The following is a 12,805-nucleotide window of genomic DNA, read 5'->3' as shown; positions in this document are numbered from 1 at the left end:
AAGAGATATGATGGAAAAGGATATCGGCAGTGTTCAGCGCCAGCTTGCAAAACCGGGGAATGCTTTAACCAAGTACAAAGAGGCCATGGTCGGGGACCGTGGCCTTTTGTATATGGTGTATCTGGAATTGAGCGTGTTGCTGATTGGCTCATTACAGGGAAGCCTGGGTGCGGCGGCACGCAATCTTTTATTACGACCAGCTTTTCGCCATATCGGCCGCAAGGTGAAGATCAGCAGGGATTTCTCTTTTCGGCTACCATATCGTATTGAGATCCATGACGGGTGCTGTATCGGCAATGAGGTCACTCTAAATGTCAAAAGCGAAGAAGGGGAAATTATTCTGGGAGCAGGTACCTGTATCGGTGACAAGGTGATCTTCAGTTGCCCCGGTGGCCGACTTGAGGTCGGACAGGGAACAACTATAGGTCGACACAGTCGGCTTGGGTCTTTGATGGGGCTTTCGGTCGGTAAAAATTGTGTTATTGGTGAAGGTTCCTATATTGTTGGCGCCGGACATGCTATTTCCGCGCTTGATATACCGATAATTAATCAGCCGATTACCTGTAAGGGCGAGAACAGGGTCGGGGATAATGTTGTTATCGGTGATCGGGTGACCATCCTGGATGGTGTTGTTATTGGTAATAATGCTGTTGTCGAGTCTGACTCTGTAGTCATCCGTGATGTTGAGGCTGGCTGTTGTGTTGCCGGTATACCCGCTGCTGTAAAACCGGGAGCAAAGTTCTCATGACAACTCTGTTTGACCGATTTTTACGTTGGTGTCCTGGAGCACTGGGGTTGTGGTTGCGCAGCAAGGTTTATCCGTATCGTTTTGGCTCCTGTGGAAGGGGTGTATTGTTTGGCAGGTTTATCGACCTGTACGGAGCAGAGAGGATTCATCTAGGCAGGAAAGTCGTCATCAGTAATGGTGTTGTTCTCAGTGCCGGTAAGGGTCATGGGGATGAAGGAACCATTTATCTGGATGAAGAGGTCTTTCTCGGTTCCGAGACCGTTTTGTCGACTGCGGGAAAAGGGGCAATCCTCATCGGTGAAGGTTCCAATTTCAGCTCCTATTGCACGGTTGAGACCGACTCAATATTCCGAATGGGCAGGGATTGTCTGATAGCCGGGTATTGTCGGTTTGGTGAGATAGGCGAATGTAGCTCCCCCGGAAAAGATATATATGTCGGGGATGGATGTTGGCTTGGTGTGCGATTACAGGTGAATCCCGGAGTGACCATCGGAGATAATGCCATTGTCGGTGCCCATGCCCTGGTTGAAAAGGATGTGGTTCCTTTTGGTATTGCTGTCGGTTCTCCCGCAGTAACAAAGAAGATTCGTGGTGAAGGGTGACGCGTGTTGTCTTTTGCCTGTTAAATAGAAAATATGAATTTTTCTGAATTACAACAAAACATTGTTGAGAAAGGGTTGTGCGCCCGGTGTGGAATATGTGCCGGTGTGTGTCCTGTCCAGGTCATTTCTTTTGACCAGGATAATTTTCCGCAATTAAGTGGGAAGTGTACGTCCTGTGGACTTTGTACCAAGTCTTGTCCCGGTGGGGATGTGAATTTTCCAGAACTTTCACGTACACTTTTTAATACCGATTACGACCAGCACGACCTGCAGGGATATACCGAAAATCTCTATATTGCACATCCTGAAGATAACGATGTACGTTTTTCAGGTGCCAGTGGTGGTATGGTTACCGGTCTGCTCCTTTATCTCCTCGAGAAAAAGGAAATTGATGGTGCTCTGGTAGTGGATTATGATTCAGATCAGCCGTATCTGACAAAAGGAATCCTGGCAACAACCCCTGATGATATTAAGCAGGCAGCACAATCAAAATATTGTGTTACCCCCTCTATGGAGGTGCTCCGTGAGTTACGCAAAAAGAAAGGGAAATATGCAGTTGTTGCACTTCCCTGTCAGATACATGGATTGCGAAAACTGCAGCAAACCGATCCCGGGCTTGGAAAGAAGATCGGTTATATCTTTGGGCTCTACTGTAATTGTACCCTGAAAACCAACGGGCATCTTGAAGCGATAAAGGCATGCAACATCAAACTCAAGGACGTAGCCCGATTCGGTTTTCGTGGTGCAGGCTGGCCGGGTGGTTTTGTGGTGGATAAGAAGGATGGCAGCCATATTCCGTTGCACACTATCAACATCAAGAATGTGATGAATGTCATGTTCCGGCTGTTTGGGGCCGAACGTTGTTATCTCTGTGTTGATGCTCTTGCCGAGTATGCCGACCTTAGTTTTGGTGATTTCTGGGCTTTTGATTATTCCGGTGAGCTTGCCAAATTGGAGCGATGTACCCTCATATCCCAGAGAACCGAAGCGGGTGAAAAAGTTATGCGTCAGGCGGCTGCAGATGGCGCTATTACTCTTCATACCCTGCCCAAGGAGTTTATGTCGCAACGGATACTGAAGATGGCACAGGGGAAGAAAGGCAGAAACCGTGTGCGGTTTCTCAGGATGCAATCCAAGAGGAAACCTGTACCGGAATATCATGTTTCGATGGATGAACCAACCTCCCGAGCCAAGAGGAGTGAGTTTCTTTACAGATGCTGGTTTCTCTTCAGAGGGAAAATGGGCAGGACTTTTATATTAAAGATCCTGTTTTCACCATTGGGTGATGTACTGGATATGGTGAATGAGAAAAGGAAAAAGCTTTTTGGAGGCTATTCATCTAACTAGTTCCCATCCGAAAACTACCCTTCTGTCCAATCTCAGCGTTCCGGCTTATTTATTGATCCTCCGAATATCGTAATATGCCTGCGGTAAATAATGAAGCCACGCCTCGATATTGAACAGAATGCTGGGTTTTAGGATGGGAACTAACTAGTTTTCAGATGGGATCAAACGAATAACGACAGAAGGTGGTGAATAGAATAAAAAAGGGCCGATTCTCTTTGAGAATCGGCCCTTTGCTCGATTAGAGCGACAACAAGTTGGTCGCGAAACCGATACAAGACAACCCGCTAGCAGCTTCCGTATTGCAACGAGCTTTTACTCGTCACTTCAAAACCTACTGTTACACCGTCTTTAGTACAAGTGATCTTGCCGGAAAGACCTCTGGTGTTGTAATTGGTCCAGATCCAGCGTCCGTAATCCCTGTTTCCATGAAGACGAAGTGAGTCTCCGTTCAGTTCGCAGGAATCATACTTGGGAGCACCCGGACAGAGAACGATAGAAGATCCTTTACCGTCCCATGATCTCGGGTTCCAATGATGGTAGTTTCGTGTGTAATCTACGTTTTCGGTCGTTGCAGATACGTCCTCTTCAGCGGCCTCGGCTGGTTCGGCTTGGGGTGTCTCTGTGTAGGTTTGGTCGACAGCTTCTGGTGTTCCAACTCCACCAGAGTTGTCGTCATCATCATCGTCGAACCAGTCACAGGCGGACAACGACAATGTCAACACAAGATACAAGGCCAGTATAACCAGTCTCATCAATAAATCTCCCTTTGTTTGTTTTCGGTTTGGATTAAAAACGTTTAATCACTATTCTTGCCAGTCGTTCTTTTTATATAAAGCGAAACGGTAAAAACATTTTGTTTTTACCGTTTCGCGATTTAATTAGAACTAATAGTTTGCGTTTTCATATAACAGTTTACCTGTTATGCCCCATTCTATGTTGACACATTCTAGTCGAGTTGCGGTCTTGATGCAATATTTTTCTATATGATTTTTAACCTTCCTGACAAATTATTACACCCCAGTGGGTGGAGAAAGAAATACTATCTCGTATTAAAGATATGAATGTGTTTGTTACGGAAGAAAAACACCTTACAAAAAAATTAGACGGTGTCTTTTGTAGAATTATATACGATGGAAACAGTATGTTATAAACACTATATACGATACTGACCCGGGTCTCTGAGGTTGGAATTCAGAACATGGAATCAAAACTTTTTTTACTTTCGTCCAGCAAAAGGAAGTTTGAGAATTTGATGAACTACGGTGCTTTTTTTTGTCCGCTATTTCAGACTTAATTACGATTAAAAGATAAGGGTAAGAGTCCTAATCCAGCAATTGGTTAGCCATTACAAACAATGGTAATATATGCATTGAAAACGAAAAAGAATTACCTCGAATTGTAAATACTAATAAAGAAGGGGTTCATTTTTTGCGTCTGGTTGAATTGAAAATCTTTATTCCTTTTTCGCTTAACGGAAAGTGAAAACGCAGACAAAATCGCAAGTGAAAATTGTTTTTCTTATCCCGTTATCCATCTAAAGCTGTTGTAGAGATAGCATATTATTAAGCCGTACGTTGAATACCCGACATTAAAATGTATTTGGTCCAAGCACTCTTGAAAAATGATTTGATCTTGCTTGGTTGTTTTTGCAGAGACCGCATAATTGAGTCTACTCGTTTATGCAAGTCGTACGCGCCACGCACTACTTGGCGTCCAATTTTATGGTTTTTCAGATAGTTCCATACATGTTCATCAGGATTCAACTCAGGAGAATACGGCGGTAGATAGAAAAGCCAGAGCTTGCCTTTCGTACTTTTCACGAATTCACGGACTTTGTTGGATCTGTGCACTGCATGATTGTCTACGATTAGAAACACAGGACGTTTAGCGTTGCAAATTAAACGTTTCAAAAAAGCAATGAACACATCAGCTGTTACATTTTCTTCAGTGGCCATAAAGCGCATCGTTCCACGCGGACTGATAGCCGAGATCAAGTTGACCTTATGCCTGGTCACAGGTGCTTTGACAGTAGGTGTTTTTCCACGTGGAGCCCAAGTGGTACCGGAATGGTAATCGGAACGCACAGAAGACTCATCACCGAAATAAATCTCAGCGTTATGCTCTTTAGCGAGCTTGCGGATTTGCGGATAATCTTCAGCCATCCATCTAAATACAGAGAGTTCGTAACGCTCTATGGCTCGATGTGTCGGACGCTGAGGACTCAAACCAAGCTTCTTCAAAAGGCGGCCTACAGATACCTCACTGAGGTTTACTCCAAACTCACGGCGAATCATTTCTCTGATCATGGCCCTGGTCCAGAGAGCAAATTCGAACTTAAGTTGCCTGGGATTATTCCCCACAACAAGGCGATAGACTTTCTTGAGCTGCTCACCGCTGAGTTTTGGCGTTTTTCCAGGAGCTTTGCGACGTCGAAGGGCATCAATCCCACCCTCACGATATTTTGCAAGCCACTCGTATATCTGGGATCGAGTGAAGCCAAGAGCTTTAATTACAATCTCTGGGCTTTCACCGGCCTCAACACGTTTTACGGCTCTAATCCGTATGGCCTCAAGAGCTTTCCTGTCGAGTTTTCTTCCGTCAAATTCATTCATGCCGACATTATACCAATGTCGGCTGATTAATGCACGGCTTAATAATGCCATCCATGTATGGATGGCATACTGTTTGGCAGTGCAAAGAAAAACGTAGAAAAACCTTCACCGATACGATAGGTTGGTCAGTAATAACACTGGGATATATGGGAAGCGCCGGGGGGCTGTTTGTGCCACGATATTTCCTTTCTGTGACTATCCTGGGACGTTGACGGATTAATTAGTTGAGAACAGGGGATTCCATGCATTTTCCGGAAATACTACTCAAAAAACGTAACGGCGGGCGCCTGTCGGCGGCTGAGATTGACTATTTTGTGTCCGGTTATGTGAAAGGTACTATTCCCGATTACCAAATGTCCGCCCTGTTGATGGCCATCTGGTTTGTTGGTTTGAACGACACGGAAACAGCTGAACTGACTTTCGCCATGCGGGATTCCGGGGAGACGATCGATCTATCAGGAATTACCGGTATGAAGGTGGACAAGCATTCTACAGGTGGCGTTGCAGATACAACGACTCTGATTACCGCACCCATAGCTGCCGCTTGTGGGCTGAAAGTTGCCAAGATGTCGGGTCGAGGATTGGGGCATACCGGTGGTACCATCGATAAACTGGAATCGATACCCGGATTTCGGACCGATATCTCCATGCACCGTTTTCGCGAGATTGTTGATCATAGCGGTATGTCTATTATCGGTCAGACCCGTGAGCTGGTTCCCGCAGATAAGCTGTTGTATGCCTTGCGTGGCACCACTGGCACAGTGGACAATATCTCCCTGATCTCATCCAGTATCATGAGTAAAAAGCTTGCCAGCGGCAGTGAGACGATTGTGCTGGACGTGAAGACCGGCAACGGCGCCTTTATGAAGTCGGTCAAAGATGCTGAGCGCCTGGCCCGGGTCATGGTTGCGATCGGTCAGAAAGCTGGCAAAAAAATTGCTGCCCTGGTAACTGATATGAATCAGCCTCTCGGTAATGCGGTGGGTAACGCCCTGGAGGTTCGTGAGGCAATAGAAATCCTGCAGGGGAATCATGAAGGTGATCTTCAAAAGGTCTCAATCGCTTTAAGCGCGCAGCTGTTGTACTTGTCCGGGCTTGCCCAGGATGAAACAGCTGCCACGAAGGCGGCGATCGAGGCGTTGGAATCAGGCAGGGCGCTGGAGCAGCTTGCAGCCATGATAAAAGCCCAGCGTGGGGAACCGGATGTTTGCATTAATCCGGATCTCCTGCCAACTGCTGACAGATTGGAACCTATTGTGTCAGAATGCTCAGGATATGTGACTGATATTGCAACCGATGAAATTGGCCTGGCCGCCTTATTGCTCGGAGCCGGGCGTGTGAAAAAGACGGATATAATAGATCCTGCCGTGGGAATCTGGTTGATGAAACGTGTTGGTGATTATGTGGAAAAAGGTGAAGAACTGGCGTTTTTCCACGTGAACTCCACCGATCGTCTGGAAGAGGCACGTTTACGGTTTATCAAAGCTTTCAGGCTCGGGAAACTTCAGCCAACCCAACATCCAATGATATATACAACGATCTCCTGAAAAAGGAACTCCTATGAAAGCTGAAGAACTGGCAAAATACTTTGATCATACACTGTTAAAACCCGATGCAACCCGGTCCCAGATAGAACAAATTTGCGATGAGGCGATCCTGTTCGGTTTTTTCAGTGTTTGTGTCAATCCCGTTCATGTGAAAATGGTGGCGGAGAAACTCGCTGGCAGTGGTGTCCGGGTCTGCTCGGTTGTAGGTTTCCCCCTTGGCGCCCACACCTCTTCCATGAAGGCGATGGAAACACAACAGGCCATTGAAGATGGTGCTGAAGAGATAGACATGGTGATAAACATCGGTGCCATGAAAGAGGGGTTCGCAGAATATGTTGAGCAGGATATTCGTAAAGTCGTGGAAGCTGCAGCTGGAAACATAGTCAAGGTTATTATCGAAACCTGCCTGCTGAGCGAAAAAGAGATTGTAGAGGCCTGTCTTCTGGCGAAGAAGGCGGGTGCTCATTTTGTCAAAACGTCCACAGGATTTGCGGGGGGTGGTGCAACTGCACATGATGTTGCCCTGATGAAGAGAACTGTCAATGGCGAATTACAAGTGAAGGCTTCAGGGGGCATCAAGTCGCTGGCCGATGCTGAAAAGATGATAGCGGCCGGTGCCGATCGTATTGGTGCCAGTGCAGGAATTGCCATCCTTCAGGAAGCCAAGGGAGGGGGGGAACCGCCGCCGCCATGAGAGCCCTGCTGATAATTATAGACAGCTTTGGAATCGGTGCCTTGCCGGATGCACACCTTTATGGAGATGAGGGGGCCAATACGGCCCTGCATATCTGCGAAGGGGTTGAGCTGGTGGGTTGGCCTACCTTACGAAAAATGGGGTTGGGAAATTGTGCTGAACTCGCCGGACACGTTCTGCCCGGGTGCGAGCCGGTTGCTGCACCTCTGGCTGCATACGGGGCTATGGTCGAGGTCTCGCAAGGCAAGGATACCACCACCGGCCATTGGGAACTAGCCGGTGTGGTGCTGACTGAACCGTTCCAGACTTTTCCTCTGCCACATCCGTCCTTCCCTGAAGAACTGCTCGATCATTTCAGGGATCGGACAGGCTATGAGGTGTTGGGTAATAAGGGGGCCTCAGGAACAGCAATTATTGAAGAGCTTGGCGAGCTTCATATGAAGGGAAAAGGGCTGATTGTCTACACCTCAGCTGATTCCGTGTTGCAGGTCGCGGCCCATGAGCAGGTTGTTTCACTTGAAGAGTTATACCGGGTCTGTGAGATAACAAGGGAGCTTGCCGATCCATACCGGATAGGGCGTGTTATTGCCCGTCCGTTTATTGGCGAACCCGGCCGGTTTAAACGCACCTCTGCCAGAAAGGATTTCTCCATGGTGCCGCCGCATGATACCATTCTGGATGTCTTGCAGAAAAATGATGTTGAAACAATAGCCATTGGTAAGATCGGGGACATCTTCTGTGAGCGCGGGATAGATGTGAGTTATCATGACAGTGGCAATGTTGCCTGTTTGGAGCGGCTTGTCAGTTGCCTGGAGTCTTCTCCGGAAAAGGATCAGTTTATATTCGTTAATCTGGTGGATACTGATATGCATTTCGGCCATCGCCGTGACATTAAAGGCTATCACGATGCAGTTGCAAAGATAGATCGGGTGCTGGACAGAATTATTACCCTGATGTCAGGAGATGATATGCTCATCATCACCGCTGACCATGGTTGTGATCCCGGTTTTAAAGGGTCGGATCATACCAGGGAATATGTGCCGCTGCTTGTCCATTCCGGAGGGATGCCCAGCGAAAATCTTGGGGTACGCGGTAGTTTCAGTGATGTTGGACAGAGCCTGGCTTCCTTTTTCGCGGTGCCGGGGATGAGTTATGGGACGTCCTTTGTTTGATCTTGTACCAGTCAGGAGATGTAGCCAGGCCAGGATTTTTGCTAACTAGTTTTCATCCTAAAAGGAGTCATATTGTGCAAGATCAAGGCGCGTCTGGAAATGCAACCTCAGGCATGTATACGATATCCCATGGAAAAATTTTCAGCTGCAACGCTGAGATTGGGCAAAACGGCAGTTTCAGGTTGTAAACCAATTAGATGCGTTGGGTGAAACTACAGTGCCAACCTGTAAGGTGTGAAACCGATTTTGAATAGAGAATGTGGATATTTCCCCCAAAAAAACTAACCATAAAAGGAGAGATGGATGAAAAAGCAATGTGCGTTGTGGGCTGCTGTTCTTTTTGCAGTAACGGTATGCGTGACCGGTTCGGCGAGTGCCAGGAGCATGAAAGTCGGAATGGTAACGGATGTCGGAGGTGTGAACGACCAGTCCTTTAACCAGTCCGCCTGGGAAGGGTTGACCCGGACCAAGGAAGAGCTGGGGATGAAGATCGGGTATAAGGAATCCAAGCAGGATGCCGATTATGCTCCCAACCTGGAGACCCTCACCGATGCGGAATATGACCTCATCTGGGGTATCGGTTTTCTGATGGCCGACGCCATCAAATCCACTGCCCAGGTTAATCCCGACCAGAAGTATGCCATCGTCGATTTCTTTTATGGTCCGGAAACCCCGAAAAATGTAGCCTGTGCCGTTTTCCAGGAAGAGCAGCCGTCTTTTCTGGTCGGGTACATTGCCGGTAAAATGACCAAGGCCAAGAAGGTTGGTTTTGTTGGTGGTATCAAGTTCCCCCTGATCGAGAAATTTGAGTACGGTTATATGGCTGGTGTGAAAATGGCCAACCCTGAGGTGGAAGTTGTTCGTCAGTATGCCGAGTCCTTCACCGATGCGGCCAAGGGCAAGGCAATTACCAATAATATGTACCAGCAGGGTGCTGATATTGTTTTTCATGCTGCCGGTGGTGTGGGTGACGGTGTCATCGAGGCGGCTAAAGAGAAAAACAAATGGGCCATAGGAGTTGATAAGGACCAGAGCCACCTGGCCCCGGATAATGTCCTCACTTCAGCCATGAAGCGTGTTGATAACGCCATCTTCGGCATCGTCGAACAGCTCCAGAAAGGTGTCTTTAAGGGTGGTGAGTCTGTGGTCTACAACCTCTCCAATGAGGGTGTAGGCATTGCGCCCACCACCAGCAAGCATGTACCCAAGGAGATCCTTGACGAGGTTGACGGCCTGATCGCCAAGATCAAGTCCGGCGAAATCGTGGTACCGGCAACGGATGCTGAGTACAAGGAATTCATAAAGTAGGTTTTTCCCTCTCAATTAGGGCTCGTTGGGTCAGGCTTAAGCCAGAACCCGGGCAAGGGTGGGCAGTTACTACAAAAAGAGGCTATCGGTTCGACAGTCAGGGCCGGTAGCCGATCATCCCGGGGAATTTCGTGGAATCGATCGACTTTTCACACAAAGCTGTGGAAATGACAAATGTCACCAAGAAGTTCGGTGATTTTGTCGCCAATGAAGAAATAAACCTCACGGTCCATAAAGGTGAAGTTCACGCATTGCTCGGCGAGAACGGTGCGGGTAAAACAACCCTGATGAACGTCCTGTACGGGTTATTGCAGCCAACATCCGGTTCTATCAGGGTGAACGGAACTTCTCTTAATATTACTGATCCCAATGTCGCTATTGCCAATGGAATCGGCATGGTGCATCAGCATTTTATGCTGGTTGAGCCGTTTTCCGTCACCGAGAATATTGTACTGGGAAATGAACCCGCGTCACGTTTTGGCCTGCTTAATTTACAAAAAGCGGAGGAAAAAGTTGCCGAGTTGTCGGAAATGTATGGGTTGACAGTTGATCCCAGGGCCTTGGTTCAGGATCTGTCGGTGGGCAGCCAGCAGCGCGTTGAGATCCTGAAAACCCTGTATCGGGGGGCGCAGATCCTGATCTTCGATGAACCGACGGCTGTGCTCACTCCGCCGGAAATACAGGAACTGGTAATGATCATCCATAACCTGACCGAGGCGGGGAAATCAATTATCATCATCACCCACAAATTAAATGAGATTAAGCAGGTTGCCGATTACTGCACAATCATTCGTCGGGGGCGCCATATCGATACCGTTGAAGTGAGCAAGGTGACCGAGGAGGATTTGGCCTCCAGAATGGTGGGGCGTGAGGTGAATTTCAAGGTTGATAAAAAGAAAATGGAACCGGGAGAGACGGTTCTCAGAATCAGGGATCTTTGGGTGGAGGACAGTCGGGGCGTAATGGCGCTGGAAGGTCTTGATCTTGAACTGCGAAAAGGCGAAATCCTTGGAATTGCCGGAGTAGACGGTAACGGCCAGAGCGAATTGATCGAGGCGATGACGGGGCTCAGGAAGGTTAAGAGTGGTCTGATAGAGGTGGCAGGTAAAAACATTGCCAACCAGACCCCGGCCCGAATCATCAACGACCACAAGGTTGGCCATATTCCCGAAGACAGGCAGAAGCGCGGGCTTGTCTTTGAGTTCGACATTGCCGAAAACATGATCCTGGAGACCTATTCCAAACCCGCATTTTCAAAAAATTTCTACCTCCTGCATGATAATATCTACAAGAATGCAGACGAGTTGATAGAAAAGTTCGATATTCGCCCGCCAAATTCAACGCTGGAGGCACGTGCTCTCTCCGGAGGCAACCAGCAGAAGATGATTATCGCCCGCGAAGTGAGTAACGACCCGCAATTGCTTATTGCGGCACAGCCGACCCGTGGGCTTGATGTAGGGGCTATCGAATATGTACACAAGACGCTGGTCGCCCAGCGGGATGCCGGCAAGGGTGTCCTCCTGATATCCTTTGAACTTGATGAAGTTATGAACGTCTCAGATCGGATAGCGGTTATTTTCGAGGGGAAGATTGTTGGAGTCCTTGACGCTGACGCTGTGGATGAAAAGGAGATCGGGATGTTAATGGCAGGAGGCTCAGCTTAGTATGGTGGCAGAGAAATTGAAAAAGTTGTTTCTTCAAGGCCCCCTTGGCTTGACCCTGATCTCAATTTTACTGGGGTTCTCTGTCGGCGCGGTTGTTCTTTTCCTTGCCGGGTTTAACCCTTTTGAGGCCTACTGGGCAATTTTACGGGGAACATTTGCAAAGCCCAAGTACGTATCCTACGTAATTATTTATGCAACGCCCCTTATTATTACCGGTCTTTCTGTGGCTTTTGCCTTGAGGACGGGATTGTTCAATATTGGTGCCGAAGGCCAGTTTATCGTTGGTTCGATGGTGGCGGTGATGGCAGGATACTACCTTCACCTGCCCATCTGGATCCATGTACCAGCTTGTATGCTGCTGGCTATGACGGCAGCGGCGGTATGGGGCGGGTTGGCCGGTTACATCAAGGCGCGTTTTGGGGTGCATGAGGTTATTTCTACCATTATGCTCAACTGGATTGCCCTCTACCTCTCCAACTGGTCGCTGACCCTGAAAACGTTTGGTAAGATGGGTACCGGCAAGTCCTTTACTATTATGGATTCAGCCCGTATCGATCTGTTTGGTCAGTGGAAGATCAGTGAGGCCGGTATTGATTTTATCCGCTCTCATAAGGTGCTGGGAGATGTTCTCAAGACACCTGTAAATATTGGTATACTGATCGCCATCTTCCTGGCATTCGTTGTCTGGTATATACTCAACAAAACAACCTTGGGGTACGAACTCAGGGCGGTGGGCTATAACCCGCATGCGGCAGAATATGGCGGAATAGATGTGAAAAAAAGCATTGTTACCTCCATGTCAATCGCCGGTGCCCTTGCCGGATGCGCGGGTGCTATCCAGGTGATGGGGGTGAGCCACAAGATTGCCAAGCTGGCCATCATGGAAGGGTATGGTTTCGACGGTATTGCGGTCTCCCTTATCGGCAACAATAGTGGGCCGGGGTCAGTGTTTGCAGGGCTCCTGTTTGGCGGCTTGAAATACGGCGGCTCAAAAATCCAGGATGCAGTAGGGGCACCTACCGAGGTCATCAATATTGTAGTCGGCACCATTATCCTGTTTATCGCCATGCCGAAGTTAATCCAAATGTTACTCAGGTCGAGGAGGGGATAA

Annotated in this window: 11 protein-coding genes; 9 read left to right on the top strand and 2 right to left on the bottom strand. The window is 48.1% G+C overall.

Annotated elements, in window-relative coordinates:
* Nucleotides 1-7: 7 nt before the first annotated feature.
* The 3 genes from GA520_RS19275 to GA520_RS19265 all read left to right on the top strand — a co-directional run bounded on the left by GA520_RS19275 (nt 8) and on the right by GA520_RS19265 (nt 2,697).
* Nucleotides 8-748 (top strand): DapH/DapD/GlmU-related protein, encoded by a 741-nt coding sequence (locus GA520_RS19275; RefSeq protein ID WP_163338865.1) that lies wholly within the window; start codon nt 8-10, stop codon nt 746-748.
* A complete protein-coding gene (locus GA520_RS19270) occupies nt 745-1,350 on the top strand; it encodes a DapH/DapD/GlmU-related protein (RefSeq protein ID WP_163338864.1) in 606 nt (201 codons plus the stop codon). Before GA520_RS19275 ends, GA520_RS19270 begins: the two co-directional genes overlap by 4 nt.
* A gap of 210 nt (nt 1,351-1,560) precedes the next feature.
* Nucleotides 1,561-2,697, top strand: coding sequence for a Coenzyme F420 hydrogenase/dehydrogenase, beta subunit C-terminal domain (locus GA520_RS19265; RefSeq protein ID WP_240910180.1), 1,137 nt, complete (start codon nt 1,561-1,563; stop codon nt 2,695-2,697).
* A 284-nt stretch (nt 2,698-2,981) separates the two neighbouring features.
* Here the strand turns inward: GA520_RS19265 and GA520_RS19260 are convergent, their stop codons facing one another.
* A complete protein-coding gene (locus GA520_RS19260) occupies nt 2,982-3,449 on the bottom strand; it encodes a hypothetical protein (RefSeq protein ID WP_163338862.1) in 468 nt (155 codons plus the stop codon).
* Nucleotides 3,450-4,259: 810 nt separating this feature from the next.
* Nucleotides 4,260-5,360, bottom strand: a complete 1,101-nt coding sequence (locus tag GA520_RS19255; RefSeq protein WP_205749309.1) for an IS630 family transposase — start codon at nt 5,358-5,360, stop codon at nt 4,260-4,262.
* Nucleotides 5,361-5,551: 191 nt separating this feature from the next.
* Between GA520_RS19255 and GA520_RS19250 the strand changes: the two genes are divergently transcribed.
* The 6 genes from GA520_RS19250 (at nt 5,552) to GA520_RS19225 (ending at nt 12,805) form a co-directional block, all read left to right on the top strand.
* Complete coding sequence (locus GA520_RS19250) at nt 5,552-6,856, top strand: thymidine phosphorylase (protein ID WP_163338861.1); 1,305 nt, start codon at nt 5,552-5,554, stop codon at nt 6,854-6,856.
* A gap of 13 nt (nt 6,857-6,869) precedes the next feature.
* Entirely contained in the window at nt 6,870-7,550 is a 681-nt protein-coding gene (deoC, locus tag GA520_RS19245; protein WP_163338860.1) for a deoxyribose-phosphate aldolase, read from the top strand.
* Nucleotides 7,547-8,722 (top strand): phosphopentomutase, encoded by a 1,176-nt coding sequence (locus GA520_RS19240; protein WP_163338859.1) that lies wholly within the window; start codon nt 7,547-7,549, stop codon nt 8,720-8,722. Before deoC ends, GA520_RS19240 begins: the two co-directional genes overlap by 4 nt.
* Before the next feature lie 303 nt (nt 8,723-9,025).
* Entirely contained in the window at nt 9,026-10,030 is a 1,005-nt protein-coding gene (locus GA520_RS19235) for a BMP family protein (protein ID WP_163338858.1), read from the top strand.
* 167 nt (nt 10,031-10,197) lie between these two features.
* Nucleotides 10,198-11,694: an ABC transporter ATP-binding protein gene (locus GA520_RS19230; protein WP_163338958.1), complete on the top strand. Its 1,497-nt coding sequence runs from the start codon at nt 10,198-10,200 to the stop codon at nt 11,692-11,694.
* Nucleotide 11,695: 1 nt separating this feature from the next.
* Nucleotides 11,696-12,805, top strand: a complete 1,110-nt coding sequence (locus GA520_RS19225; protein WP_163338857.1) for an ABC transporter permease — start codon at nt 11,696-11,698, stop codon at nt 12,803-12,805.

The organism is Desulfopila sp. IMCC35008, assembly GCF_010646885.2.
GTDB lineage: Bacteria > Desulfobacterota > Desulfobulbia > Desulfobulbales > Desulfocapsaceae > Desulfopila.
The sequence above is the reverse complement of the archived record's forward strand: the minus strand, read 5'-3'. Positions and strand labels throughout refer to the sequence as shown.

Excerpts from the sequence above, each read along its gene's own strand:
- GA520_RS19275 (WP_163338865.1), top strand. The coding sequence starts at position 8 with ATGATGGAAAAGGATATCGGCAGTGTTCAGCGCCAGCTTGCAAAACCG.
- GA520_RS19270 (WP_163338864.1), top strand. The coding sequence starts at position 745 with ATGACAACTCTGTTTGACCGATTTTTACGTTGGTGTCCTGGAGCACTG.
- GA520_RS19260 (WP_163338862.1), bottom strand. The coding sequence starts at position 3,449 with ATGAGACTGGTTATACTGGCCTTGTATCTTGTGTTGACATTGTCGTTG.
- GA520_RS19255 (WP_205749309.1), bottom strand. The coding sequence starts at position 5,360 with ATGGCATTATTAAGCCGTGCATTAATCAGCCGACATTGGTATAATGTC.
- GA520_RS19250 (WP_163338861.1), top strand. The coding sequence starts at position 5,552 with ATGCATTTTCCGGAAATACTACTCAAAAAACGTAACGGCGGGCGCCTG.
- deoC (WP_163338860.1), top strand. The coding sequence starts at position 6,870 with ATGAAAGCTGAAGAACTGGCAAAATACTTTGATCATACACTGTTAAAA.
- GA520_RS19240 (WP_163338859.1), top strand. The coding sequence starts at position 7,547 with ATGAGAGCCCTGCTGATAATTATAGACAGCTTTGGAATCGGTGCCTTG.
- GA520_RS19235 (WP_163338858.1), top strand. The coding sequence starts at position 9,026 with ATGAAAAAGCAATGTGCGTTGTGGGCTGCTGTTCTTTTTGCAGTAACG.
- GA520_RS19230 (WP_163338958.1), top strand. The coding sequence starts at position 10,198 with ATGACAAATGTCACCAAGAAGTTCGGTGATTTTGTCGCCAATGAAGAA.
- GA520_RS19225 (WP_163338857.1), top strand. The coding sequence starts at position 11,696 with ATGGTGGCAGAGAAATTGAAAAAGTTGTTTCTTCAAGGCCCCCTTGGC.